At 69.0% G+C, this 25,426-nt stretch carries 18 protein-coding genes and 1 tRNA gene; 9 read left to right on the top strand and 10 right to left on the bottom strand.

Annotated features, from left to right (window positions below; genetic code table 11):
• Nucleotides 1-8 precede the first annotated feature (8 nt).
• The 4 genes from L8H00_RS00210 to L8H00_RS00195 all read left to right on the top strand — a co-directional run bounded on the left by L8H00_RS00210 (nucleotide 9) and on the right by L8H00_RS00195 (nucleotide 3,341).
• Nucleotides 9-1,310 (top strand): methyl-accepting chemotaxis protein, encoded by a 1,302-nt coding sequence (locus L8H00_RS00210; RefSeq protein WP_242095209.1) that lies wholly within the window; start codon nucleotides 9-11, stop codon nucleotides 1,308-1,310.
• A 189-nt stretch (nucleotides 1,311-1,499) separates the two neighbouring features.
• On the top strand, nucleotides 1,500-2,048 hold the full coding sequence (locus tag L8H00_RS00205) for a glycine zipper 2TM domain-containing protein (RefSeq protein WP_242095208.1): 549 nt from the start codon (nucleotides 1,500-1,502) through the stop codon (nucleotides 2,046-2,048).
• A 165-nt stretch (nucleotides 2,049-2,213) separates the two neighbouring features.
• Nucleotides 2,214-3,251: a phosphatase PAP2 family protein gene (locus L8H00_RS00200; RefSeq protein WP_242095207.1), complete on the top strand. Its 1,038-nt coding sequence runs from the start codon at nucleotides 2,214-2,216 to the stop codon at nucleotides 3,249-3,251.
• Between the two features lie 13 nt (nucleotides 3,252-3,264).
• Nucleotides 3,265-3,341: transfer RNA gene (locus L8H00_RS00195), tRNA-Ile, on the top strand.
• A 48-nt stretch (nucleotides 3,342-3,389) separates the two neighbouring features.
• Here L8H00_RS00195 and L8H00_RS00190 read toward each other — a convergent pair.
• The 4 genes from L8H00_RS00190 to L8H00_RS00175 all read right to left on the bottom strand — a co-directional run bounded on the left by L8H00_RS00190 (nucleotide 3,390) and on the right by L8H00_RS00175 (nucleotide 7,696).
• Nucleotides 3,390-4,352: an alpha/beta hydrolase gene (locus L8H00_RS00190; protein ID WP_242095206.1), complete on the bottom strand. Its 963-nt coding sequence runs from the start codon at nucleotides 4,350-4,352 to the stop codon at nucleotides 3,390-3,392.
• A 105-nt stretch (nucleotides 4,353-4,457) separates the two neighbouring features.
• Nucleotides 4,458-5,012: an RICIN domain-containing protein gene (locus L8H00_RS00185; protein WP_242095205.1), complete on the bottom strand. Its 555-nt coding sequence runs from the start codon at nucleotides 5,010-5,012 to the stop codon at nucleotides 4,458-4,460.
• Nucleotides 5,013-5,369: 357 nt separating this feature from the next.
• A complete protein-coding gene (locus L8H00_RS00180; protein ID WP_242095204.1) occupies nucleotides 5,370-5,705 on the bottom strand; it encodes a hypothetical protein in 336 nt (111 codons plus the stop codon).
• A 77-nt stretch (nucleotides 5,706-5,782) separates the two neighbouring features.
• Nucleotides 5,783-7,696 (bottom strand): NPCBM/NEW2 domain-containing protein, encoded by a 1,914-nt coding sequence (locus tag L8H00_RS00175; RefSeq protein WP_242095203.1) that lies wholly within the window; start codon nucleotides 7,694-7,696, stop codon nucleotides 5,783-5,785.
• 202 nt (nucleotides 7,697-7,898) lie between these two features.
• On the opposite strand from L8H00_RS00175, the gene L8H00_RS00170 reads away from it, so the two are divergent.
• On the top strand, nucleotides 7,899-10,559 hold the full coding sequence (locus tag L8H00_RS00170; RefSeq protein WP_242095901.1) for a glycoside hydrolase family 3 C-terminal domain-containing protein: 2,661 nt from the start codon (nucleotides 7,899-7,901) through the stop codon (nucleotides 10,557-10,559).
• Nucleotides 10,560-10,600: 41 nt separating this feature from the next.
• Here the strand turns inward: L8H00_RS00170 and L8H00_RS00165 are convergent, their stop codons facing one another.
• Nucleotides 10,601-12,169, bottom strand: a complete 1,569-nt coding sequence (locus L8H00_RS00165; RefSeq protein WP_242095202.1) for an alpha-L-arabinofuranosidase C-terminal domain-containing protein — start codon at nucleotides 12,167-12,169, stop codon at nucleotides 10,601-10,603.
• A 235-nt stretch (nucleotides 12,170-12,404) separates the two neighbouring features.
• Here L8H00_RS00165 and L8H00_RS00160 point away from each other — a divergent pair, with 235 nt between their 5' ends.
• From L8H00_RS00160 to L8H00_RS00150, 3 genes are all read left to right on the top strand, one after another.
• Nucleotides 12,405-12,746, top strand: a complete 342-nt coding sequence (locus L8H00_RS00160) for a hypothetical protein (RefSeq protein WP_242095201.1) — start codon at nucleotides 12,405-12,407, stop codon at nucleotides 12,744-12,746.
• A 91-nt stretch (nucleotides 12,747-12,837) separates the two neighbouring features.
• Nucleotides 12,838-13,254, top strand: a complete 417-nt coding sequence (locus tag L8H00_RS00155) for a secondary thiamine-phosphate synthase enzyme YjbQ (RefSeq protein ID WP_242095200.1) — start codon at nucleotides 12,838-12,840, stop codon at nucleotides 13,252-13,254.
• A 102-nt stretch (nucleotides 13,255-13,356) separates the two neighbouring features.
• Nucleotides 13,357-14,028: a hypothetical protein gene (locus L8H00_RS00150; RefSeq protein ID WP_242095199.1), complete on the top strand. Its 672-nt coding sequence runs from the start codon at nucleotides 13,357-13,359 to the stop codon at nucleotides 14,026-14,028.
• Nucleotides 14,029-14,085: 57 nt separating this feature from the next.
• Here the strand turns inward: L8H00_RS00150 and secA are convergent, their stop codons facing one another.
• Together secA and L8H00_RS00140 are read right to left on the bottom strand one after the other, a co-directional pair.
• A complete protein-coding gene (gene secA, locus L8H00_RS00145; RefSeq protein WP_242095198.1) occupies nucleotides 14,086-16,836 on the bottom strand; it encodes a preprotein translocase subunit SecA in 2,751 nt (916 codons plus the stop codon).
• Between the two features lie 106 nt (nucleotides 16,837-16,942).
• Nucleotides 16,943-17,200: a hypothetical protein gene (locus L8H00_RS00140; protein ID WP_242095197.1), complete on the bottom strand. Its 258-nt coding sequence runs from the start codon at nucleotides 17,198-17,200 to the stop codon at nucleotides 16,943-16,945.
• A 182-nt stretch (nucleotides 17,201-17,382) separates the two neighbouring features.
• On the opposite strand from L8H00_RS00140, the gene argJ reads away from it, so the two are divergent.
• Complete coding sequence (gene argJ / locus L8H00_RS00135; protein WP_242095196.1) at nucleotides 17,383-18,606, top strand: bifunctional glutamate N-acetyltransferase/amino-acid acetyltransferase ArgJ; 1,224 nt, start codon at nucleotides 17,383-17,385, stop codon at nucleotides 18,604-18,606.
• A 60-nt stretch (nucleotides 18,607-18,666) separates the two neighbouring features.
• On the opposite strand, the gene trxA is transcribed toward argJ, so the two are convergent.
• From trxA to addB, 3 genes are read right to left on the bottom strand one after another with little or no spacing between them, the layout of a single operon-like run.
• Complete coding sequence (trxA, locus tag L8H00_RS00130; RefSeq protein ID WP_242095195.1) at nucleotides 18,667-18,990, bottom strand: thioredoxin TrxA; 324 nt, start codon at nucleotides 18,988-18,990, stop codon at nucleotides 18,667-18,669.
• 60 nt (nucleotides 18,991-19,050) lie between these two features.
• Nucleotides 19,051-22,488 (bottom strand): double-strand break repair helicase AddA, encoded by a 3,438-nt coding sequence (addA, locus tag L8H00_RS00125; RefSeq protein WP_242095194.1) that lies wholly within the window; start codon nucleotides 22,486-22,488, stop codon nucleotides 19,051-19,053.
• Nucleotides 22,475-25,420: a double-strand break repair protein AddB gene (gene addB, locus L8H00_RS00120; RefSeq protein WP_242095193.1), complete on the bottom strand. Its 2,946-nt coding sequence runs from the start codon at nucleotides 25,418-25,420 to the stop codon at nucleotides 22,475-22,477. The genes addA and addB overlap by 14 nt, the downstream gene beginning before the upstream one ends.
• Between the last annotated feature and the right edge of the window lie 6 nt (nucleotides 25,421-25,426).

Genomic DNA, 25,426 nt, shown 5'->3' with positions numbered 1-25,426 from the left:
TAGGGGGCATGGCCGTCACGTCCCAAATCATGTTCGCGGATGAGGATCGTGAGGCCTTTTCCTATGGCCCGCCGATCGCGCGCGGCTCCCGGCTCGTGACGGCGTTCGAGCGGTTTCGCGACGATCCGTATCTGCCCTTCCTGGTGGTCGTCGGGGAGGACGACCGGCCGGTCGGGATGATCCTGGAGCGCGAGATGCGCGACATCCTGTTCAATCCTTACGGCCATGCCCTCACGATGAATCCGGCGTTCGGCGGATCTCTCGAGCCCATGATCCGGCCCTGCCCGATCGCCGAGATGCAGGGATCGACCGCCGATCTGCTCGAACTCTACGCCGCGGCAGGCGCGATCGCGGGCATCATCCTGACCCGTGGAGGCTTCTATGCGGGCGTGCTGGGCCATCGCGATTTCGTCCGCCTGTCGGTCGAACGCGATCGTCGGGCGAGCCGCGACGAGGCGGAACGCGTCGCGCGGCTCGATGCGGCGGGGCGCGAGTTCAATGCGGAGATCCTCGCTATGGCGCAGGAGCTGCGAACGATCGCTCTGGGCGTGAACGGGTTCGCCCGCCAGGTGGCCGGAAAGGCTCACGAAACCTGCAGCAACGCCTTGTCGATCGCGACGGCGACGCGCCAGTCGTCGAGCGCGCTGGAGGCGATCGGGACGCAGGGCCGGATGCTGGACGACGCGCTGGACTGCGTGACGCGGCGAACGACCGACGCGCAGACGATCCGTGTCGACGCCCGCTCCACCGTCAGCGCGGCGGGCGAACGCGTCGATCTGCTGGCCACCACCACCCGCACGATCGACACCATGTTGGCGACGATCGGCGAGATCGCCGCACGCACCAACCTGTTGGCGCTCAACGCGAGCATCGAGGCGGCGCATGCCGGCGATGCGGGCCGCGGCTTCAGCGTCGTCGCCGCCGAAGTGCGCAGCCTTGCGGAGCAGACGCGGACGGCGGCACGCGACGTCGGTTCGCATGTCCGCTCGCTTCATCACGTGCTCGACCAGGTTTTGGTGGGCCATCGCGACATCGATCAGGCGATCGCCGCCATTGCCGACATCTCGCGCGCGATCGACACCGCGATCGGTGAGCAGCAGGGTGCCACGCGGACGATCGCGAACAATGTCGATCAGGCCGTGGACGCCGGGCTGGACATCGCGGACCGCGCGCGGGGCATGAACGAAAAGGCCGCCGGGCTCGGCAAGGACGCCGTCGTGCTCCGCGAACTGTCCGAAACGCTCGATCATTCCGCCAGCCGCCTCCACGATCGCGCCACCCGGTTCGTCGAGGCCGCCGGCGCACGCTGACGCGGCGGGTCGCCCAATCCTCCCTGCGAGCGGAGGAGCGAGCACATGGCCGATCCGCGTCCGAACCGCCGCTCGCGCCAGCCGACTGAACGCCAGCCGACGATCCCGTTCAGGAACCGTCTCGCCTGCGCAACGTATTCCCCGCACGCCCGAACCGTCGGGTCGCCCTTTTCCGAGAGGAACCTTGCCATGTTCACCCGCCTCCTCGCCGCCGGTCTCGCCATCGCGACGCTCGGCACCGCCATGCCCGCCCTCGCGCAGAGCCCGCAGGACGATGCCCGCTTCAACGCCGCACAGGCGCGGTTCGACCGGGAATACCAGATCTATCGCCAGGAAGCCGAACGCTACCAGGCCTCGCGGCGCGGCGGCTATAATGGCGGGTACGACAATGGCGGCTATCGCCAGGCCCCGCCCGCCGGCTACGACAATGGCGGCTATCCGGACGACCGCGTCGAGCAGGGCTATGATCCCGCGCGCTATTACCGTTCGGGCTCCACCTATCAGGAGCGCACGCTCTCGACCGACGACCGCGTCTATGCCGGCACCGACGGCCGCTATTATTGCAAGCGCAGCGACGGCACGACGGGCCTCATCATCGGTGCCGCGGGTGGCGGCATTCTCGGCAACGTGATCGACGGCGGCCATTCGCGAACCGTCGGTACGCTGCTCGGCGCGGCGGTCGGCGGGCTCGCGGGCCGCGCTATCGACCAGAACAACAGCCAGGTCCGCTGCCGCTGAACGATCGCCTGCGTCGCGCCTCCGGCGGGCGCAGGCACCTGCGGATCGGGGGGATCGTCATAAGACTGTTATATTACGTTCAGGTGTCGTAGATTATCGCGCATCCTCCGGGGGGAGCCGGCGACGCGTCGTCGCCGGATGCAAAGGTCGCGAATGATTCATCCATTGTCCTCCATCGCCGCGTCGCTGATCGACCGCGGCTCGGTGGTGCGTCCGGCCACGCCGCCGGTGCGGATGATCCCCGGCACATGGCTGGTGACGATGCTGCTCGTCAGCTTCGCGGTGCTGGCGGTGATGATGGCGGCCACGGGGCTGAAGATCGATCCCTTCGCCGCGGACGACGCGCCCTTCTACGTTTGCGGCCTGATCGCCGCCGCGCTTCGCCTCGGCTATCGCCATCCCCGCACGCGGCTGCAGCGCGCGCTGCGCGACGGCGCCGAATATTATGCGCTCATCACGCTGGTGACGCTGATCGGCGCGGTGGCGAGCTATCCTTGCGCGGCGGCGACGCATGGCTTCGTCGATGCGCGGCTTCAGCGGATGGACGTGATGCTCCATTTCGACTGGCTCGCCTGGTATCGCACGGTCGCCGCGCATCACAGCCTGCAGCTTCTCGGACGCGCCGCCTATCAGAGCATCTATGTCACGCCCGCGATCTTCCTCGCCTATCTGGCCTGGACCAACCGCCGGGCCGAGGCGCGCGCGTTCATCGCGACTTTCTGGCTGGCGGCGATCATCGCGCTCGCGATGTTCCACTTCATGCCCGCGGTCGGCCCGCTCGCCTATCTCTGGCACGGCTCGGTGCCCTATATGCCCGAAAGCGCGCTGTGGCAGCCCGAGCTGATCCCCGCGCTTCGGCTCCACGCGATGCACTATGTCGATATCGGCGCGCTGCGCGGGCTGGTGTCGGCGCCCAGCTTCCACACCACGGCGGCGATGCTCTACATCTTCGGCGCGTGGCGCTATCCGGTGCTGCGCTGGCCGGTGCTGGCGATCAACGTGGCCATGCTGCTGTCCACGCCGGTGGAGGGCACGCATTATCTGATCGACATGGTGATCGGCGCGTTCGTGGCGTTCGCGGCGATGGCGCTCGCCGCCGAGGTCAACCTCCTGCTGTGGCGCCACCGCCCCGCGGCCGTGGTGAACGGCGCCGTGCTCGATCGGCAGAGCGGCGGGGTTGCGAGCGGCGCATCGGGCTTATAGGACCGCGCGGCGTGGGCCTGTAGCTCAACTGGTTAGAGCTGGCCGCTCATAACGGCTAGGTTGCGGGTTCAAGTCCTGCCGGGCCCACCACCGCATCGCATGCCTGCGCTGGGCGATCACAACCCGCAACGCTCCGGGCTAAGGCCGCTTAGCCCCAGAGGCTCCATCCCGGGCTTGCCCCGACCCGGCTGCGCCGCGATCGGATGCGCCATTCTTCGAACCATCGAGCCAGCCGCCGTCCGCGAGCCAGTCGGCCAGCCGGTCGGGCCAGTGCAGGACGGCGATGCGATCGGTTTCGTCGAGATTGAAGGCATGGTCCGCGCCGGCGTACATGTGGAGCTCGGCGGAGATCCGTGCCTTGCGCAACTGCTCGTACAGCGCGACCGAGGGCGCGGCACAGCATTGGTCCACCGAACCCGCGGCGATGAACGCCGGCGGCGCCTGGGTGATGGCGTCGGCGGGCTGGCCCGCCGGTCCCGGAAAGATCAGCACCTGGAAATCGGGGCGCGCGCCGATCCGATCGATGGCGTCGCGCACCGGGCGCCCGGCCGGCTCGGCATTGTCGGCGACCAGCGTCACCAGCTCGCCGCCGGCCGAAAAGCCCATCACGCCGACCCGCGCGGGATCGATGTGATAGGCGGTCGCATGCGCGCGGACCCAGCGTATCGCGCGCCGCAGATCGTCCGCCGCATCGCCCGCGACCGAGTAGCGCGAGCCCTCCTCACGGGCGAGCCGGTATTTCAGCACGAAGGCGGAGACCCCCATCCGGTTCATCGCGGTCGCCACCCGGGTGCCCTCGTTGGTCCACACCAGCAGCTTGTGGCCGCCGCCCGGCACGACGATCACCGCCGCCCCCGTATTGTGCCGGACGGGCGCCGCGAACGGGATCAGCGAGGGATCGTGGATGTTGCGCACCCAATAATCGCGGCCGATTTCGGCCTCGTGTCGGCGCCCCTCGGATCCTGGCGCCCCGTTCGGCCAGAGCGGGATCGCCGCCGGGACGGTGGTGACCACCGGGAGCGGATCGGCGGCGGGCGCGGCCACGGGCTGGAGCAGGGCCGCCAGCCCGGTCAGATACCATGAGGTCGTCACCATTCTCATCAACCCTGTTCCTCATCCTCTGCCGGCGTGCGCCGGCGCCATCGTCGCTTGTCAAACGTCGTCCGTCCGGCTGAGCTTGGGCGGATCGACGCACGGTCGGCCGCGTCAGGGCTGCTGGAAGCTCCAGCGACCCGCATCGCTCATCGGATCGAAGCGGACAAGCGCCGGGGTGCTGGCACCGATCGCCACCAGCGCGAGCGGCACCTTCGCGCCGGTCATCGTGCGTGGCATGATCCGGTAGGTGCCATCGGTCAGTTGATCGATCCGCCACGATTGCTCGGGCGCGCCGGTGAAATCGGGGACGGCCACGACATCGATGCCGGCCACTGCCAGCGAACGCGCGGTGCCAGCGATCGCGATCCGGTAATAGGGCGCGCCGAACCAGCCGCCCGCCGCATAGGCGACATAATGGCGATCGCCAATCTTGACGATATCGGGCGCCACGCCGCCGCCGGGCCGCACGCCGCCGCTATTCCATGTCCAGCCATCGTCCGACACCAGGCCGCCGCTGCGCGTGCCGAAGGTGTAATAGCGGCCGTCCGACAGCGCGATGGTGGACGGATCGTGAATGAACGGTTCGCCGGCCAACTGGGCGGTGGCGGCGCCCGGCATCGCCAGCAGAAGGCCAAGGCACGTCGTGGCGAAAGCTGCGTACTTCATGGCGTCTCCGGATCAATCGGGCGGTCGGTCCGGTCGGTCCGGTCGGTCCGGTCGGGCGCAGCCACGCTATTTCACCGCGATGGCAAGGTCGCGGACCGGCCGGCCGTCCGCGTCGAGGAAACGCACGCAGAAATCGCTGAGGCCCGGACCGTTGATGACCGCGCGGCGCAGCACGTTGCGCCCCTTGCAGCGTCAGCGGCGCCGACACGACATCGCCCTGCCGCATGCGGCGATCGCCGAACAGGCCGGCGACCTCCTTGCCGTGGAGCCACCACAAGGACGCGGAATTGGAGCGGACCGCTAGCCGGACGTCGCGCATCTCGTGCGGGCTGTTCACCACGGTGCTCGCCCAGAAGATCACGCCATAGGTCGGCTTGCCCAGCCCCTGTGCCAGGTTGAACAGCTTGACGTCGAACAGCGTGGAATCGAGCGCATGCCAGCGCATGCCCCCCCCGGCGCCACATCGCCATCACGCGGCAAATCGCCCGGCCGGCCGGGATAATGGCTGAGTGCGAGCGCGTCGCGCGCATAGCTGGGGGTGAAGCCGGCATTGGTGCGGTTGGGCTTGACGACCGGTTCCAGCAGCATCCAGCGGCGCAGGAAGCCATCCTCGTCCGGTGCGACGGCGCCGGGCATCGCCGGTGTGAAATAGGACGCGAGCCCGGTCGGCGGCGGTAGCGCTTCCTCGACCATCCCCGCGGCGGGTTTGTCTAAGTGGAGACGGACCTCTGCTGCGGCATCGCGCGGCCCGGAGAACGGCTTTGCTACCGTCACCGGGTCAGCGCCGCCTCTCCCCAATCGGCCGAGATGCGTGAGCCACCGGCGCCGGGGCTTTGCGCGACGAGTTCGATGATCCGCACCCCCGCGACGTTCGCCGTCAGCACCTGGGCCGGATCGCCGCCGCGCGCCAGACGCGAGCGGGCGAGCAGCCGGCCGTCGCCGAACACAAGGAACGTGACTCCCCGCTGCCGCTCCGTCGTCGCATCGTCGACGCCCACGCGCGCGCTGAACCGCGTGAACCCGGCGTTGCGCACTTCGAGCCGGGAATTCGCCAGCACGCCGATGCTATGGTCCACCGCCTGGTCGGCGATCCGGATCGGTTGATCGTAGGGCGTGCGATCGACTTGCGCACCGCCCCAGCCGCCATAACGTGGGAAATCGCCCGATCCGTGCGTGCCGCGCCAGGCGAGCGGCGCACGGTGGATGAGCGGATCGGGCGTCGGCACCTCGACGCCGTCCACCGCGGGGTTCACGCTGCCCGGCTGTTCGGACAGGAACAGCCCGTTGGCGAGCAGGCGCGTGCCGCGTGCGGTGAAGATCAAGGTCTGCCGCGGCGCCAGATGAAATCCATGCTCCCCCACGAAGCGGGACCGCGCGCCCGACCATAGATCGGTCAGCTCGACATCGGCGGTATCGACCATGGCCAGGTGGCTCGCGGTCAGCGTCACGTCGGCGGCACCGCTGCCGCGGTTGAACAGCGCGACCGCCTTTTGCCCGTCGGCCAGCGTCTTGACGAGGATCTGCACCTCGTCCGAGTCGAACGCCAGCGTGGCCTGGTTGCCCGCCCGATCCTGGTTCACCGCAATGATGCGCGCATTGCCCAGCAGATCCAGCAGCGCCGGCGACGCGCGGCGCAGATCGTAGCCGATGAACAGCGGCGAATTTTCCATCGCCCATAGCGCGAAATGAGTGCGCGCCTCGGTCGGGTGCCGGTCGTCGAAATCGCCGCTGCCGACATACAGCATGTCGGCATCGTTCCACGAACCGGGATGCGCGTAGAGCGCACGGTGCGTCACCGAATCGAAATTGTGGAGCATCCGCCCCCATTGCGGCGACAGATCCTCGCTGGTGCGCGACAGACCGCCGAGATCCTTGCCCCAGGCGCGCACGTCGGCCGATCCCCACAGGCAGATCGAGAACAGATAGTCGTTGTCGGGCCTGTAGCGCGCCAGCGTCCTTGCGACGTCGGCATAGAGCGCGCGCACCGCCGGGACGTTCGTGCGGGCGAGCGAGTCCGCGTCGTCGAGCGGTGTGAAGAGCCGGTATTTGCCGGATCGAACATCGGGATTGCTCGCCGTCAGGGCGCGGATGCCGCAGCCATCGACCTTGATGAAGTCGAACCCCCAATCGGCGAAATACAGCCGGAGATCCTGATCGACATGGCCGTACAGGCCGATCTCGCGTTCCGCCACGCTGCCCTCGGGCTGGTTGGGCATGGTGGAGCTGAACACCTGCCCGCACGAATTGCGCCCGATATCGCTGTAGATCCCCGCCTTGAGCCCCATCGCGTGCAGGCGATCGGTCAAGGGGCGAAAGCTCGGATCCTGCCCCGGCACATTTGCGGAGGGGAAATTGGCCGTGCGGATCAGGACCCGGCCGTCCGGCTGACGGCGCTTCAGCCACCAGCCATCGTCGATGTTGATGTAGCGATAGCCCTTCGCGGCCAGCCCCGAACGCGCGATGACCTCGGCCGAGGCGAGGATCTTCTCTTCCGTCACATCGGTGGCAAATGCGTTCCAGGAACTCCATCCCATCGGCGGCACCGGCGCCTGACCGCGCATGTTCGCGCTCCATCGGCCGGTGGGCGCCAGCGGGTCGGCAGCGCAGGCGCAGGCCGGCACCAGCGCGGCGGTGACGAGCAGGAGCAGGCGACGGCCCAGGCCTGACCGGATCGATCGCGTCATTCCATTTCCTCACCCTGCCATGGGTCCGTGGCTTGTCCGGCAAAACGCGTCGATGTCAATCGCGCAACCGGGCGAAACGGCGCCGTTGCAGCCGCTATCTACTGGATACAGGCTTAGAAAACGGCGTAGCCAATGCTGCCCGGGCCGCGCTAGATCGCTCCGACAACAATGGAGGGGATCGATCGTGCCCAAGCACCTGGCCATGCGCCGTGCCGCGCTGCTTGCGGGTATCCTGTTCGCATGGACGCCCGCGTCCGCACAGGTGCAAGCCTCGTCCGACACGGTACGCGCGCGCGCCGACGAAGGCGCGGCCGCGATCGTGGCGCGCATGACGCTGGCCGAAAAGCTGCCCCAGTTGCTGAACGTCGCGCCGGCGATTCCGCGGCTGGGGATTCCCGCCTATAACTGGTGGACGGAATCGCTGCACGGCGCGCTCGGTCCGTTGCCGACCACCAATTTTCCCGAGCCGATCGGCCTCGCCGCCAGCTTCGATGCGCCGCTCGTCCATGACGTGGCGGGCGCGATCAGCATGGAGGTGCGCGCGCTGCACACGCTGGGCCGGCAGACCGGGCATCTCGGGCGGATCGGCACCGGGCTCGACACCTGGTCGCCCAACATCAACATCTTCCGCGATCCGCGCTGGGGGCGCGGGCAGGAAACTTATGGCGAGGACCCCTATCTCGCCGCCCGCATGGGCGTGGCGTTCGTCACGGGCATGCAGGGCCCCGATCCCGACCTGCCCGACGTGATCTCGACCCCCAAGCATTTCGCCGTTCACAGCGGCCCCGAATCGACGCGCCACATGGCCAACGTCTATGTCTCGCCGCACGATCTGGAGGACACCTATCTGCCCGCCTTTCGCGCCGCGATCGTGGAGGGGCATGCCGGGTCGATCATGTGCGCCTATAACCGCATCGACGGCCAGCCCGCCTGCGCCAGCGATCTGCTGCTGAAGGACCATCTGCGCGGGGCGTGGGGCTTTCGCGGCTATGTCGTGTCCGACTGCGACGCGGTGAAGGATATCGCCGACAACCACAAATATGCACCCGATCAGGCCACCGCGGTCGCCGCGGCGATGAAGGCCGGCGTCGACAACGAGTGCAACACGCAGACGATCGGCGATGTCGGCGGCCTGCCCGACCGGTTCGGCGAAGCGTTCGCGCGCGGCCTGATCTCGCAGGCGGATATCGACCGGACGCTCACCCGGCTGTTCTCCGCGCGCCTGCGCAACGGCGACCTGCCGGGCGTCGCAAGTGCGCCCGGAATCGTGCCGGTCCGCATGATCGGCGCCCCCGATCACGGCGCCTTGGCGCTGGAAGCCGCGCGCAAGAGCCTGGTGCTGCTCAAGAACGACGGCGTGCTGCCGCTGCGCCCCGGCGTGCGCATCGCGGTCGTGGGGCCGCTCGGAGACGCCACGCGCGTGCTGCGCGGCAACTATTCCTCGGCGCTGTCCGCGCCGCCGGTGTCGGTCGTCGACGGCCTGCGCCGCGCGGTCGGTGGGGGCCAGGTGACGCTGGTGCCCTTCGGCGAGTCGATCACCGATGGCGACCGGATCCCGACGAGCGCGCTCCGGGCGCCCGACGGCAAGCCGGGGCTGCTCGCCCGCTATTACAACCCGGTCACGCCGCCGGTGCTGCCGTTCGCCCCCGGGACGGACGGCGCGCAGCTGGCGGCGCTCCGCTACGAGACGAACGCGGTCGTGACGCGGCGCGAAGCCGATGTGGCCAACCGCGCCTTCGATCTGCCCGCCGTCAACGACTATCACCGCGCCGAATGGACGGGCTTCATCGTGCCCCCGGAAACCGGCAGCTATCGCCTGGGTCTTGGCGGAAGCGGCCTGCTGGAACTGGACGGCAAGACGTTTCTCGACGTCGGCGCCGATCACCACAGCCCCTTGCCGACGCTGAAGACGATCACGCTGACGAAGGGCCATCGCTACGCCGTGCGGATCGTGTCGACCGCGCGCGGCTTCGGCAACACCGATCTGGTGTGGAAGCGGATCTCGGCGCAGCCCGACGCGGATCTGGACGATGCCGCCCGCCGCGCCGACGTGATCGTCGCGGTGGTGGGCCTCACCTCGGATCTGGAGGCGGAAGAGACGGGCGTCGACGTGCCCGGCTTCAAGGGCGGCGACAAGACCTCGCTCGACCTCGCCCCCGATCAGGTCCGGATGCTCGAGCGCGCCAAGGCGACGGGCAAGCCGCTGATCGTCGTCGCCATGAACGGCAGCCCGATCAACCTGTCCTGGGCCAAGGACAATGCCGCGGCCATCGTCGAGGCGTGGTATCCCGGCCAGTCGGGCGGCGCGGCGGTGGCCGACGTGCTGACCGGCCGTGCCGACCCGGGCGGGCGCCTGCCGCTGACCTTCTACCGCAGCGTCGCCGATCTGCCGCCGTTCAGCGACTATGCGATGACGGGGCGCACCTATCGCTATTTCACCGGCACGCCGGTCTATCCGTTCGGTTACGGGCTGAGCTACACCAGCTTCGCCTATGCGCCGCTGACCGTCACGCCGTCGGCATCCGGGGCGCAGGGCGGCATGCGCGTCGTGACGGAGGTGAGCAACACGGGCACCCGCGCGGGCGACGAGGTGGCGCAGCTCTACCTCAACTTCCCCGACGAACCCGGCGCGCCGCGCGTCGCGCTGCGTGGCTATCAGCGCGTGGCGTTGAAGGCGGGTGAGCACCGCACCCTCACCTTCGACCTGTCGCCGCGCGATCTGAGCGCAGTGGGGGCGGACGGCATCCGGCACGTCATGGTGGGGCGATACCGCGTGACGGTCGGATCGGGGCAACCGGACACCGGCGTTCCCGGTCAGTCGGCCCCGTTCACCACCACCCAGGCCGCCGCCATCCCGCTGTGACGCGGCGGGGCCGCGCCCCCCGGCCCGATCGGCGACTCGCCTCAACGCAGATCCAGCACCACTACCGACATAGGCGGCAGCGTCGCGGTCAGGGTGCTCCCGTTCGCCTGCGCACCGGTGAACGCCACCGGCCGCACCGCATCGGGCTGGTCGAAGCTGTTGTGCGAATCCATCGCGGGGCCGGTCACCATCCGCCCCGTCACGGCCGTCGCCTGAACCCCGGCGAGCGAGAGCGACGTCGCGATCGCACGGTGCGGATCGAGGTTGACGAGCGCGACGTGCACCTGCCCCGCCGCGTCGCGCACCGCCGACACGCTGACCGCCGGCACCGCCACCTCCTGATCGTGATACCAGGGCGATCGAAGGTCGACCGGCAAGGTGGTCGCATCCATCCACGGCTTGTAGAGATCGAACACCCAATAGGTGGGGGTCTTCACCATCCGTGCGCCGTCCGTGAGCAGCATCGCCTGCAGCACGTTCACCATCTGCGCGACCGCCGCCATCTTCACCCGATCGGCATGGTGCGCGAAGATGTTGAGGTTGAGCCCGGCGACCACCGCGTCGCGCACGCTGTTCTGCTGAACGAGGAAGCCGGGGTTGCTGCCCGGCGCGGGATCGTACCACGTTCCCCATTCGTCCACGACCAGCCACGTCTTCTTCCCGGGATCATATTTGTCCATGATCGCGGAATGTTTGGTGACGAACTCGTCCATTTGCAGCGCGTGCGCCATGGTCGTCGCCCACTCATGTTCCGGAAAGCCGAGCGCTGCGCCCTTGTCGCCCCATTCCTTGTCGCGCGGCCGGGTGTAGTAATGCAGCGACAGCCCATCGATATACTTGCCCGACAGGCGCATCAGCGTTTCGGTCCAGGCGTAATCCGCATCGCTTGGGCCGCTGGCGATCTTCAGCATCTTGCCGCTGCCCGATTTGGCGAACTGCGCGTAGCGGTTGGTCAGGTCGGCGGCATAATCCGCGCGCATGTTGCCGCCGCAGCCCCATAGTTCGTTGCCGAGGCCGATATACCGAACCGGAAACGGTGCCGGATGGCCGTTCGCCGCGCGTTCCTTCGCCAGCGTCGATCCGGTGGGCGAGGTCATATATTCCAACCATTGTTCGGTCTCGCTCGGCGGTGCGCTGCCGACATTGGCGGAAATATAGGCCTCCGCACCGAGCCGCTCGGCCAGCCCCATATATTCGTTGGTGCCGAACGCGTTGTCCTCGTCCACCCCGCCCCAGTTGGTGTTGATCTTCACCGGCCGCTTCGCGCGCGGGCCGACGCCGTCGCGCCAATGGTAATCGTCGGCGAAGCAGCCGCCGGGCCAGCGCACCACGGGCACCTTGATGGCGCGCAGCGCGTCGAGCACGTCGCGGCGATAGCCATGGTCGTTGGGGATGGCGGATTTCTCGCCGACCCAGATGCCGCCATAGATGCCGTGGCCGAGATGTTCGGCGAACTGGCCGAACACCTGCCGGTTCATCACCGGGCCGGGTCGATCGGCGTGGATCGTCGCGGTGGCGTCCTCGGTGGCCTGCGCGACCGCCGGAACCGGGCTCAGCGCAGCGATCGTCAAAGTCAGGACGGCCGCGGCGAAACGGGGTTGGCGGCGCATGTCATACCTCTCCATGTCTGTTTATGCCGCGTGTCTATGGACGAGGCCGGCGCCCGTCGAGATGTAAGCGTTATCGTCGGCGGGGTTTTCCTGATGTTCGCGCCGCGGGCTCAACGACCGCGTTTCGCCCTGAGCGTCCGTCCGCCTGCGTGCAATGGTTGCGCAACCACTTGTCCGGCCATAGACGGATGCAGGATGTTGCGCGCACGATGACGCGAACACGATGGAGGATGGCTTGGCTCACCGATTGATCGCCGCGAGCGCGCTGCTCGGCGTTGCGCTGCCCGGCAGCGCGCTTGCAGCCAAGGCCGACCGTGTCGCGTTCGGCACCACCCGCGACGGCCAGCCGGTCGAGGCGGTCACGCTGACGAACGCGCACGGCATGCGGGTGCGCGTCCTGAGCTGGGGCGCGATCCTGCAAGCGGTGGAGGTGCCGGACCGCGCGGGACGATCGGCGGACATCGTGCTCGGCTATCGCGACATGACCGGCTATCTTCGCGCACCCAATTATTTTGGCGCCACCGTCGGCCGCTCCATCCTGCCCTCTCCAATGGCTATGATTAGCCTCGGCTGTTAGCGCTACGTCTGACAAGAGCATGTCAAGCGGGCGTCACGGCGGACGGGCGGCGATGCCCGGAGCATCTTCACCGCCAACGCGTTCAACGCCGATGCGTCAGGCCACCACCATTCTCACCGTCGAAACCCGCCGTCCCGGGATGCTCGACGTTTCGCGGCCGATCCTGGATTGGGTCGCGGGCGAGCGGGTGGACGAAGGGCTGCTCACCGTCTTCTGCCGCCACACCTCTGCGTCGCTGCTGATCCAGGAAAATGCGTCGCCCGAGGTACTCAGCGACATGGAATCCTATTTCGCGCGGCTCGCGCCCGAGAGCCCCGCCTATGCGCATGACGACGAAGGGCCGGACGACATGCCGGCGCATCTGCGCACCGCATTGACGCAGACGCATCTGGCGATCCCGATCATCGCGGGGCGTCCGGCGCTCGGAACGTGGCAGGGCATCTATCTGTTCGAACATCGCCGCCGCCCGCATCGCCGTTCGCTGGCGCTCCATCTGATCGGAACATGAACAACGTTTCATCGCTGGATCGAACCTGTTCATCGCACGTTCCATCAGCAGCGGTTAATACGGGGCGTTTCGCCGTATGGATCGCGAACGGAGACGATACACATGCCAAACCCTTTCGGTCGCAAGCTCGTGCTTGCCGCGCTCGCGTCGAGCGTCCTTCTGGTCGCGGGCTGCGCGACCGAAACCACCTACCGCCCCGCCACCGGCCGCGGGTTCGATCGCACCGGCTACAGCGATCGCATGATCGAGCCGGGCCGCTTCCTCGTCAGCTTCGCGGGCAACAGCGTCACCTCGCGCGACACGGTGGAGCGTTATCTGTTCTTCCGGTCGGCCGAGCTGACGCTCCAGCAGGGCTATGACTATTTCCTGATGGCAGACCGCGACACCAAGCTGCGTTCGCGGACCTACAGCACGCCGGGCATCGGTGGTCCGGGCTGGGGCTATGGCGGGTTCGGCGGCTATTGGGGCCCGTCGTGGAACTTCTATGGTCGCGGCTATGGCTGGCGCCGCTTTGGCGGTGGCTTCGGCTATGGCGGGTTCGGCGGCTTTGGTGGCTTCGGCGACGATTTCGACATCCAAACCGTCGACAAGTTCGAGGCGACCGCGGAGATCGTGATGCGCCGCGGGCCCATTCCCACCGGCAACATCCGTGCCTTCGATGCGCACCGCGTCGTCGAAACGCTGGGGCCGACGATCGTGCTGCCCGGACAGGAGCGTGACAATCGCGGCAACCCGCCACCGCCGCGACCGGCAGCGGCGCCGCGTTCCTACTGAGGCGTATCGCTCGGAAAAGAAGGGGCCGGTGGTTTACGACCACCGGCCCTTTTCGTATCAGGCGGCGCTCGTCACCGCACCGTGGCAGTGCTTGTATTTCAGGCCGGACCCGCAGGGGCACGGCGCATTACGGCTCACCTGACCCATCCAATCGGCCGGATCCATTCCGAACTCGGCCGGCTGGGGCTGCGGGATCTGGAGCGGCGGCAATTGCGTCGAGACGAAGCCCAGCGAACCACCGTCGGTATCGTGCGAATTGTCCTCACCCGTGAACGGGTCGAAATGGGTCGTGATGAAGTCGGGGAGTTCGGGCAGGCCGACCGGCGCCTGCATCTGGAACTCGGCAAAGGCGATGGTGCGCGTCACGTCTTCGCGGATATTGTCCAGCATCCGCTCGAACAGCGAAAACGCCTCCTGCTTATATTCGTTGATCGGCGTCTTCTGCGCATAGGCGCGAAGATGCACCACTTGGCGAAGCGCATCGAGCGTCGACAGATGCTCCTTCCAGTGATGATCGAGATTCTGGAGCAGGATCGACTTCTCGACCGACGTCCAGGTCTCGGGCGACAGATCGGCCGACTTGGCCGCGACCGAAGCGTCCGCAGCCGCGCGCACGCGCTCCTCCACGATCTCGGGATCGATCGCCTCTTCCTTCAGCCACTCCTCGAGCGGCGGCTGCAGGTTCAACACCTCGGCGAGCCGCGTGCGCATGCCCTCCACGTCCCATTGCTCGGGATAGCTGTTGGGCGGGCAGGCGCTGCCGACGATCGTATTGACCGTCTCGGCGCGCATGTCGTCGACCATCTCGCTCACACCGTCCGCATCCATGATGTCGGCGCGCTGCTCGTAGATCACCTTGCGCTGGTCGTTCATCACGTCATCATATTCGACGACCTGCTTGCGGATGTCGTAGTTGCGCGCCTCGACCTTCTTCTGCGCGGTCTCGATCGCCTTGGACAGCCATTTGGAGCCGATCGCCTCGCCATCCTCGATGTTGTTGCGCATCATCTTGGCGAACAGCGTGTCGGGGCCGAAGATCCGCAGCAGGTCGTCATCGAGGCTGAGATAGAAGCGGCTGAGCCCCGGATCGCCCTGCCGACCCGAACGGCCGCGCAACTGGTTATCGATCCGGCGGCTCTCGTGGCGCTCGGTGCCGAGCACGAACAGGCCGCCGGCCGCGAGCACGGCGGCCTTCTCCTGCTTGATCTCGGCGAGGATCTCGGCGGCGCGGGCCTCATATTCGGGCGTGCCGGCCGTCAGGTCGGGATGCTCGTCGAGCATGCGGAATTCGAGATTGCCGCCGAGCTGGATGTCGGTGCCGCGCCCCGCCATGTTGGTCGCGATCGTTACCGCGGACGCGCGGCCCGCCTGTGCGACGATATGCGCCTCCATCTCGTGGTGGCGCGCATTCAGCACCTTGTGGGCGACGCCCTCGTGCTGGAGAAATTCGGAGAGGAGTTCGGATTTCTCGATCGAGACGGTGCCGACGAGCACCGGCTGCCCGCGCTCGGCATGGACGCGGATCTTCTTGGCGATGGCGCGGAACTTGTCCTGCGTGTCCTTATAGAATTCGTCCTGTTCGTCCTCGCGCTGGATGGGCACGTTCGTCGGGATCGTCACCACGTTCATTTTGTAGATGTCGTAGAATTCGGCCGCCTCGGTCGCCGCGGTGCCGGTCATGCCGCTGAGTTTCGGGTACATGCGGAAATAATTCTGAAAGGTGATCGAGGCCATCGTCTGGTTCTCGGGCTCGATCGTCACGCCCTCCTTCGCCTCCACCGCCTGGTGCAGCCCGTCGGACCAACGCCGGCCGTCCATCATGCGGCCGGTGAATTCGTCGATGATGATGACCTTGCCGTCCTTGACGATATAGTCGGTGTCGCGCTTGAACATCATGTTCGCGCGCAGCGCCTGGTTCAGGTGGTGGACCACCTGCGTATTCTCGAAATCATACAGGTTCTGCCCCTCGAGCAGCCCGGCGGTTTCGAGCATCCGCTCCACCTTTTCGGTGCCGTCCTCGGTCAGTATGATCGACTTCTGCTTCTCGTCCTTTTCGTAATCGATCGGATCGAGCAGCCGCACCACCGCATCCACCTGCATGTACAGCTCGGACTTGTCGTCGGTGGGGCCGGAGATGATGAGCGGGGTACGCGCCTCGTCGATCAGCACCGAATCCACCTCGTCGACGATCGCCATCGCGAACGGCCGCTGCACCATCGACGCGCGGTCGTACTTCATATTGTCGCGCAGATAGTCGAAGCCGAATTCGTTGTTGGTGCCGTAGGTGATGTCGGCGGCATAGGCGTCGCGGCGCTGCTCGTCGGTCAGGTTGGGCACGATCACACCCACCTTCAGGCCGAGGAAGCGATACACCTGCCCCATCCAGTCCGAATCGCGCGCGGCGAGATAGTCGTTGACGGTGATGACGTGAACGCCCTTGCCGGGCAGCGCGTTCAGATAGGTGGCAAGCGTGGCGACGAGCGTCTTGCCCTCGCCCGTGCGCATCTCCGCGATCTCGCCGCGGTGGAGCACGATGCCGCCGACCATCTGCACGTCGTAATGCCGCTGCCCCAGCGCCCGGCGCGCCGCTTCGCGCACCGTGGCGAAGGCCTCGGGCAGCAAATCGTCGAGCTTCGTGCCATTGGCGAGCCGCTCGCGGAACAGCACGGTCTGGTTTGCGAGCTGATCGTCGCCCATCGCCTGGAGCGCGGGCTCGAAGGCGGCGATCTTGGCGAGGATCGGGTTGAGCGATTTGACGTAACGGTCGTTGGACGAACCGAACAGCGATTTGGCGAAGCCACCGAACATGGGAATTCCTGGATAGCAAGAGACGCAGCGGCACCGATCGAAGCGGCTGCCAGCGATAATCGGGAAGAAGGCGCGCGGTGCCGCAACGGAAACCGCCGGCCGGCCGCTATTCGCGCCGGCGCTCTGTCCATGGCGCGATGGCTGCGAACAGCGGCACCGCGCGGCGCGTACCGGCCGCCGCGACCTGCGCCAGCGAGGGCATCGCCGCTCGCGGCCGCGACGACGCGGCGGCGGTCGTGTCGCAGACCCTGTCCGCGGCTGCGGCGATCTGCGCGACCGACTGCGCCAGTTCCTGCCGGCGGACCGCCACGCCCACGCCATTCAGCGCGGACAGGAGGGCAGACAGGAGCAGCAACAGGTTCATGGCGGGTCGGACATAGGGATCGGGGCCGGGATCGTCCAACGTAAAAAGGGAACGGCCCGTCGTACACCCCTGCCCCGCCGATCCCGGCATCGGTCGGATCGGCATCGCAAGGCGCTTGCTCTGCCCGGCGGCGACGCTAACGCCCGAGGCCTCATCCTCGAAGCCAGTCGCGGGAAATGCCGATGTCGTCCGATCGTTCGCCGCTTGCCACGCCCTTTCCGCCGCTGCCGCCGATCGCCGGCGTCATGCCCCGCGTCGCGCGGGCGCACTACAAGAGCTGGGACCGCTGCGATCTGACCTTCGTGACGCTGGAGCCCGGCACGACCGTGGCCGGCGTGCTGACGAACAGCCGCTGCCCGTCGCCCGAGGTGGAATGGTGCCGCGCCGCGCTGACGCTCGGACAGGCGCGCGCGCTGGTCGTGAATGCCGGCAATTCCAACGCCTTTACCGGTCATCGCGGGCGCAGCGCGGTCGAGGCGATCGCCGCGCGCACCGCGGCGCATCTGGGCTGCCACCCGTCGGACGTGTTCGTCGCCTCCACCGGGGTGATCGGCGTGCCGCTGCCGATCGACAAGGCCGAAGCGGGGCTCGACGCCGCCTTCGGTGCCACCCCCTGCGGCTGGGAGGAGGCCGCCGCCACGATCATGACGACCGACACCTTCACCAAGGGTGCCGTCACCACCGCGATCGTCGATGGCCGCACCGTGACGCTGGCCGGGATCATCAAGGGCTCGGGCATGATCGCGCCCGACATGGCGACGATGCTCAGCTTCGTCTTCACCGATGCCGCGGTGGAGCCCGCCTTCCTCCAGACCGCGCTGTCGGCGGCGAACGCGCGGAGCTTTTCGTGCATCACCGTGGATGGCGACACTTCGACCAGCGACACCGTGCTCGCCTTCGCGACGGGCCAAGCGGGCAACGCGCCGCTCACCGGCGACAGCGCCGGGGCCGATGCGTTTCGGGCGGCGCTGGCCGACCTGTGCCACCAGCTCGCGATGCTCGTGGTGCGCGATGGCGAGGGTGCGCAGAAGCTGATCGAGATCGTGGTATCCGGCGCGGAGAGCGATCGCAGCGCACACCGGATCGCGATGAGCATCGCCAACTCGCCGCTGGTGAAAACCGCGATCGCCGGCGAGGACGCCAATTGGGGCCGCGTGGTGATGGCGGTCGGCAAGGCCGGCGAAGCCGCCGAACGCGACCGGCTCGCCATCCGTTTCGGCGACACGCCGGTCGCGCGCGATGGGCTGGCGGTGACCGGCTATGACGAGGCGCCGGTCGCCGCCCATCTGAAAGGCCGCGAGATCGAGATCGGGGTGGATCTGGGATTGGGCGACGGCGCGGCGACGGTCTGGACGTGCGATCTGACGCACGGCTACATCGCCATCAATGCCGATTATCGGAGCTGAGCACCGCCGCGCCAAGTAAAAAGGCGGCATCGTGGTGTGACCAACGATGCCGCCCCACGATCAGGCCAGCTCGCCCTCGAGCCAGGCCTTGATCCGTCCCTTGGGCTCTGCGCCAACCTTGGTCGCCGCCGGTGCGCCGCCCTTGAAGAGGATCATCGTCGGGATGCCGCGCACGCCATATTTGCCAGGCGCGTCGGGATTGTCGTCGATGTTGAGCTTGGCGATCGTCACCTTTTCGCCGAGTTCGGTGGAAAGCTCCTCGAGGCTCGGCCCGATCATCTTGCACGGGCCGCACCATTCGGCCCAGAAATCGACGAGCACGGGGCCGTCCGCATTCAGCACATCGGCCTGGAAGCTCGCATCGGTGATCGTCTTGGTCGCCACAAAATTTCTCCTTCGGATCCCATTTAGGAAAGGCCACTCGCGCGCTCAACCATCGCCACGCTAGCTTTGCTCCATCGGCCCCAAGCGCGGCTTGTGCGCGGCGAGCAGGGCGGGCGGCAGATCGATCATCACGGGCCCCGCCGTGTACAACAACGCCGCCTCGATCCGCGCGCTCGGGAAGATCACCGCCAGCGCCGCGGCATAGGCGGCCATCTGGCGCAGATGATAATCGGGCACGTCGTTGGCCCGCGTGGGCGGGCGGCGCATCGTCTTGAAATCGACCACGCGCACGCGTCCCTCCTCCACCAGCAGCCGATCGACCGTGCCCGCCACGACGGTGCCGTCGGGCAACGTGGCGGTGATCGGCGCCTCCGCCAAGGCGTCCGCGGCGAACACCGCGGCGAAGGCCGGATCGACGAGGATCGCGAGCACGGGGGCGGCGATCGCGCGCCGCTCGTCCGGATCGGCGATGCCGCCCATTCGCGCCAGCCAGGCGTCCGCGGCCGAGGCCCGCGCCGCCGGCACCACCCCCGGCAACCGCTCGAACAGCGCATGTGCCAGCTTTCCGCGCTCGGCGGCCTGGCGCATCGCTGCGCCGGGCGGCGGATCGGAGACCTGGTCGTCACCGAGCGCGGACGGCGACAGCGGCCGTGGCGGGCGTGCCTCCTCCGGCGCATCGGCATGCGCCCAGGCGGGCAGCGCCACGGGCGCATCCGCGGCGACGCCGGCCTGCGCCAACCGCGCGACCGGCTTCTGCGCGGTGCGGCCGCCGAACAGGCGCGCGCCGGGGGCGGCGTCCACGCCCAACCCGTCCAGCGCACGCGCCGCCACCGCATACCAGCTCGACGGCGGCGGCACCCCCTTCGCTCGCGGACCGAGCGCGCCTGCGATCACCAACTGCTCCTCGGCGCGTGTCGCCGCGACGTAGAAAAGCCGCCAATGCTCCTGCAATTCGCGCGCCTCGGCCTCCGCCGCGACCGCGTCGAGCGGGCCGCCCCGTTCGCCACTGCGCGGACGAAACACCGGGATGGGTGCCGTCATGCCATCCGGCGTCCATTTGAGGATCGAGCGCGGCGCGGCGGCGGGATCGGCGGTCGCGTCCGCCAGGATTACGACGGGGGCCTGCAACCCCTTGGCGCCATGCGCGGTCATCACCCGCACCGCGTCGAGCGGCGCGGACGGATCGCGGACGATATCGACGTCGCCGCGATCGAACCAGTCGAGGAACCGCTGGAGCGACGGCGTCGTCACCATCTCGAAATCGAGTGCGGCACTGAGCAGTTCCTCGATCGGGTCGCGCGCCTCCGCGCCCAGCCGGCGGATCAGCTTGCGCCGCCCGTCGAGCGGCCCCGACAGCATCTCCTCCAGAAAGCGGTAAGGCGTGGCGATGTCGGCGCGCGCGAGGATCGTGCGCAACGGGGCCAGCCGCTCGGGCGGCTGGGTCGCGCCCAGATGCCGCCACAGGCTCCCCCGGTCGCGCGGTGCCGCCGCCATGAGGTCGTCCTGGCTCCAGCCGATCAGCGGCGAGACGAGCAGGCTGGCGAGACTCAGATCGTCGTCGGGCTGGAGCACGAAGCGGATCGCCGCGAGCAGATCCTGCACCGCGAGCGGCGCGTTCAGCCGCAGCCGGTCGACGCCCGCCACCGGTACCTTCTCGGCATAAAGCCGCGCGACGATCAGCGAGGCGAGGTCGCCGCGGCGCTTCACCAGGATCATGATGTCCTCGGGCGCGATCGGCCGCCCCTTGCTCTCCAGCATCCGGCCGCTCGCCAGCCAGTCGCGGATGGTGCGCGCGATGTGCGCGGCCTGTTCGCGGACCGAATCCTCGATCCAGCCCTCCTCGTCCTCGTCGCTGCCGCCCGCCGCGATCGGCGGCCACAGCGTCACCGATCCGGGGCCGGGCACCTCGCTCGCATGCCGGTCGAGCGCGCCCGCGACGCCCAGCCCCTCCTCGCCCACCTCGTCGAGCGTGGCATCGACGAATTCGAGGATGGCGCGGGTGGAGCGGAACGACTGGTTGAGCGAGAGCTGCTCGAACGGCAGCCCGCGTTCCTCGATCGGCCAATCCTCGTCGCCCGCCACCGCGCGCGCGGCGCCGCCGAAATGGCGCTCCGCGGCGGCGAAGTTGATCGGATCGGTGCCCTGGAAGCCGAAGATCGCCTGTTTGTAATCGCCGACCGTGAACAGCGTGCGCGTCGAGGGCGCATGAACGCCGCGGCCGACGAAGAACTCGTCCGCCAGCGCGCGCACGATCCGCCACTGGTTGACGTTGGTATCCTGCGCCTCGTCGATCAGGATATGCTCGGTGCCCTGATCGAGCTTGAAGCGCACCCATTCGCCGATCCCCGGCTGTTCGAGCAGCCCGACCGTCGTGGCGATCAGATCGTCGAAATCGACCGCGCCGGTGCGGCGTTTGGCCAGCGCATAGGCGCGCGCATAATCGCGACCCACCTCCAGCGCATCCGCCAGCAGATCGGCATAGGCGGCGCGCGTGGCGAGCGACAGCAGCCCGGTGCACGCCGTCCCCAGCTCGGCGGCGATCGCCTCGTAATCGGGCTCGAGATCGATCAGCTTCTTGCTCGCCTTGCGCGGATCGCCCTTGCCGGTGAGCACCACCGACGCCAGCAGGTCGAGCGACGCGGCGCGCGCATCGGGCGCGGCGGCGAGCCATGTCGCGATCGACTCTGCATGGCCTGCTCCGGTCGCGGTGCCCCAGGCGCGGTTGGCGGCGGCAAGCCGATCGATCGCGTCATGGTCGAGATCGTCGCAGCCTTGCGCGATCACCTCCGCGATATCGCCGGCGGGCAGATCAAGCACCCGGCGGAGCCAGGGCTGGATGCCGCTCGGCAGCGCCTCCAGCGCGGGAAGCGCGCGCGCGCATGCGATCAGAAAGCCCTCGGCACCGCCCTCGCCCAGCCGCATGCTGAGCGCGCCGATCGCGGCGATCGGCCGGGTGCGCCCGTCCCGCTCGGCATCGGTCAGCAGGCCCGCCAACGCCTCGCGCGCCAGCCCGGCCTCTTCGCGCGCCTCCAGCGGGCGGAAACCGGGGGTGAGCCCCGCCTCGACCGGAAAGGCGGCGAGCAGCCCCTGACAGAAGCCGTGGATCGTCTGGATGCGCACGCCGCCGCCGGGCGCATCGAGCACTTTGGCGAACAAGGTCCGCGCCCGTGCGCGCAGCGACGGGCTCGGCTGCTCGCCCAGCGCGATCAGATCCTTGCCCAGCAGCGTGTCGGACATGCGCACCCATGCGGCGAGCCGCGCACCGATCCGCCCCGCCATCTCGGCCGCGCCCGCCTTGGTGAAGGTGAGGCACAGGATTGCGCCGGGATCGACGCCCTTCAGCAACAGGCGAAAGACGCGCGCCGCCAGCACCTGAGTCTTGCCCGTACCCGCCGAGGCGGAGAGCCAGACATGCGCGTGCGGATCGCTGGCCGCTGCTTGCGCGCCCTTCAGATGCGGCAGCGTGCGCGTGGGGCCGCCGGGATCAGTCACGGCCATACCATTCGTCGCGGCGCATCAATTGATCATATTCGGCATAGGGCGCATATTCGGGCACCAGCTTGGCCGTGAACGCCTCGTTGCCCGTCAGCCACCGGCCCGCCGCGACGGTGAAGTTGTGCGCGGCGAGCGCGGCGAAATCGGCGGCGGGAATGCGGTCGCGCTTGCCTGTTGGATCGACTGGGGTGGCGATATAGCCGAACGCGTCGCGCGCCTTGCCCATGGACCAATATTCGAACAGCTCGGCGGTGCCCGTCACATCGGCGAAGCCGCCGCGCTCGGCGATCAGGCCGAGCAGCCCGAGCTGCAGGCTGAACCCCTCGCGCACCGCCTTGGTCGAGGGGGGCTTGCCCGTCTTGTAATCGACGATCGCCAGCGCGCCGCCCGCGGTGCGGTCGATCCGGTCGTAACGGCCCGACAGGCGCACCCCCGCGATCGCGATCTCGCCGCGCCCCTCCGCGCTCAGCACCATGCGGCCGTCGCCCGCCTGCTCCGCCACCTCGGCGGCGATCCAGTCGATCGCCTCCATCAGCCGCGGCTGCCACAGCGCGCGCATCATCGGATGGGTGCGCGCATCCGCCAGCATCGCGATCGCGCGCGGGCGCAGCGCATCGATCGCGCACCGGTCCTCCTTCCACCAGGCTTCGAGGATGTCGTGCACCGCGGTGCCGCGCCACGCGGCGCTCGGATCCGCATCGACCGGGTCGATCGGCCCGAGCCCCAGCACGCGCCGCGCATAAAAGGCATAGGGATCGGCCTTCAGGCGATCGACCTCGGTGACCGAGATCGCCTTGGGGCGCAGCTCGGCCGATGGCGAGGGCGCGGGGCGTTCGGCGGGCGCGTGCTCGCCCGGATCGTCGAGCGAGCGCGTCCAGCCCTCCAGCGTGCGCGCGCGTTCGAACCGATCGCCCGCCATCGCCTCCAGCCGCAGCCAGAAGCGCGAGGCGAGCGCGGGCGACTTCGCATCGCGCCGCGCGCGCGTGACGAGCGCATGCGGCGCGCCCAGGGCCTGGCCGAAATCATGCGCGGCGATGCCGATCCGCCGCTCCAGCCCCGGCAGACCGAGTTCGGCGCGGATGCGCGGCGCGAGCCACGGGTCGGGCGCGGGCGTGCCCGGCCATGTCCCCTCGTTCAGGCCGCCGAGGATCATCAGGTCCGCGGTCTGCAGCCGCGCCTCGATCAGGCCGTAGATGGCGAGCCGCGATCCACCCTGACGGCGCCGGACCGCCACCTCGTCGAGCAGCGTGCGCAGCAGCGCCGGCACGCTGCCGGGATCGACGCTGGCGGGGCCGGCATCGGCGGCCTCCTCGATGGCGGCGAGGAAGTCGGCGGCGGCGCGCCCCTCCTGCCGCGCCCAGAGTTCGCCGCCGCACAGCGCGTCCGCCGCCTCGTGCAGGCAGAGCGCGAGCGCGGACAGGCTTTTCGGCCCCTCGGCAAAGGTGTCGCCGAGCGGCGCGAGCATCGGCTGCACCTGCGCCCACCACGCCGCCAGCGTCTCGCGCCCGGCGACATGCGCGGCGATCGCGTCCAGTCCCGCCGCCGGGCGCGGACCCCGCAGCGCGCGATCGAGCGCGCGGACGCCGTCGAGCCATTCGAGCCGTGCGGCGCCGCTGCGCACCAGCGGATGCTTCAGCAGCGCCAGCAGCGCGAGCGGCGCGAAACGCTGCGCCGCCGCCTCCGCCAGCGCCAGCAGCAGCGTGCCCGGCGGCAGGATCGACAGCGGCCGCCCGGCGCTGTCGTCCACCTCGATGTTCCAGCGCCGGCAATGCGCCGCGACGCGCCGCGCGAGCGCGCGATCGGGGGTGACGAGCGCGGCGGTGCGCCCGGGCGTCTCCAGCGCCTCGCGCAGTGCCAGCGCGATCGCCTGCGCCTCCTCGGCCGGGCTCGCCAGTTCGGCGACCGCCACGCCCGCGAGCCGGCGGTCCTCGGGGCCGAGATCGGTCCATTTGGCGGTGAAGTCGGCGGGCGCCAGCGCGTTGGCGACGGCGCGGCCGCGCGCCGCATTGGCGTCATGACCGCCGCTCGCGCGCCAGACCGCCACCTCGTCGCGGCCTACCCCCATCCGGTCGAGCATCAGCTTCAGGTGAAATTGCGGATGAGTCTCGATCGCGCGCACGCGGCGGCCGGTCACCGGATCGGGATCGTGCGGCCCCAGCGCATCCCATTCCTCGCGCGGCATCAGCGTGTCGAGCCCGGCGAACACCACCTGCCCGTTCGGCATCGCACTCACGCAGCGCAGCAGCCGCGCGACCGCAGGGGCGCTGTCGGTGATCCCCGCCGCGCACACGAAGCCCCCCGGCGGTCGCCGGCGCCATTGCCGCTCGAGCCGATCGAGCAGCCGCGCCCGACGCACCGCCGCATCGGTGCAGCCCATCGCCGCGAGCTCGGCGGGCCAGCGGTCGAGCACCAGCCCGAACAGTTCGAGCGAGCGCCGCCAATGATCGGAGAGTTCGGGCGCCAGATCGATCGCGCGCAGCCGGGCGGGATCGACCTCCTCGACCAGCAAATGGTCGAGCGTCCGCGCGAGATCGCCGGCGAGCCGCACCGCCTCCGCGGCATCGACCGGCTGCCCGGCGCGCGTGCGCTCCTCGCTCACCATCCGCGCGAGGATCATCCGCCGCCGCATCGGCGCCACCGCGGGCGGGGGGATGTCGTCCTCCGTACCGGCGGGATCGAGCGCGGCGCCCACCGCCTCGCCGATTTCCGGATCGCCGAGCGCCACCAGCCGCGGCAGCAGCAGCGCGCCGCCGCTCGCCCGCACGAACGCCTCTGTCACCGCGCGCACGCCGCGATTGTTGGGCAGCAGCACCAGCCCGCGCGCGAGCGCCAGCCGATCGCTATCCGCGTCGCGCATCAACCCCGCGACCAGCGCATCGGCGAACGCCCGGTGCGCGGGGATGGTGAACAGGTGGAGCCCCCCCGGTTCAGCCATCGGCGC

The sequence above is a fragment of the Sphingomonas sp. CROZ-RG-20F-R02-07 genome (assembly GCF_022662335.1).
GTDB lineage: Bacteria > Pseudomonadota > Alphaproteobacteria > Sphingomonadales > Sphingomonadaceae > Sphingomonas.
The sequence above is the reverse complement of the archived record's forward strand: the minus strand, read 5'-3'. Positions and strand labels throughout refer to the sequence as shown.

Coding starts and splice junctions, on each gene's coding strand:
- L8H00_RS00210 (WP_242095209.1), top strand. CDS start 9: ATGGCCGTCACGTCCCAAATCATGTTCGCGGATGAGGATCGTGAGGCC.
- L8H00_RS00205 (WP_242095208.1), top strand. CDS start 1,500: ATGTTCACCCGCCTCCTCGCCGCCGGTCTCGCCATCGCGACGCTCGGC.
- L8H00_RS00190 (WP_242095206.1), bottom strand. CDS start 4,352: ATGAGAATGGTGACGACCTCATGGTATCTGACCGGGCTGGCGGCCCTG.
- L8H00_RS00185 (WP_242095205.1), bottom strand. CDS start 5,012: ATGAAGTACGCAGCTTTCGCCACGACGTGCCTTGGCCTTCTGCTGGCG.
- L8H00_RS00180 (WP_242095204.1), bottom strand. CDS start 5,705: ATGGTCGAGGAAGCGCTACCGCCGCCGACCGGGCTCGCGTCCTATTTC.
- L8H00_RS00175 (WP_242095203.1), bottom strand. CDS start 7,696: ATGACGCGATCGATCCGGTCAGGCCTGGGCCGTCGCCTGCTCCTGCTC.
- L8H00_RS00170 (WP_242095901.1), top strand. CDS start 7,899: ATGCGCCGTGCCGCGCTGCTTGCGGGTATCCTGTTCGCATGGACGCCC.
- L8H00_RS00165 (WP_242095202.1), bottom strand. CDS start 12,169: ATGCGCCGCCAACCCCGTTTCGCCGCGGCCGTCCTGACTTTGACGATC.
- L8H00_RS00155 (WP_242095200.1), top strand. CDS start 12,838: ATGCGTCAGGCCACCACCATTCTCACCGTCGAAACCCGCCGTCCCGGG.
- L8H00_RS00150 (WP_242095199.1), top strand. CDS start 13,357: ATGCCAAACCCTTTCGGTCGCAAGCTCGTGCTTGCCGCGCTCGCGTCG.
- secA (WP_242095198.1), bottom strand. CDS start 16,836: ATGTTCGGTGGCTTCGCCAAATCGCTGTTCGGTTCGTCCAACGACCGT.
- L8H00_RS00140 (WP_242095197.1), bottom strand. CDS start 17,200: ATGAACCTGTTGCTGCTCCTGTCTGCCCTCCTGTCCGCGCTGAATGGC.
- argJ (WP_242095196.1), top strand. CDS start 17,383: ATGTCGTCCGATCGTTCGCCGCTTGCCACGCCCTTTCCGCCGCTGCCG.
- addA (WP_242095194.1), bottom strand. CDS start 22,488: ATGGCCGTGACTGATCCCGGCGGCCCCACGCGCACGCTGCCGCATCTG.
- addB (WP_242095193.1), bottom strand. CDS start 25,420: ATGGCTGAACCGGGGGGGCTCCACCTGTTCACCATCCCCGCGCACCGG.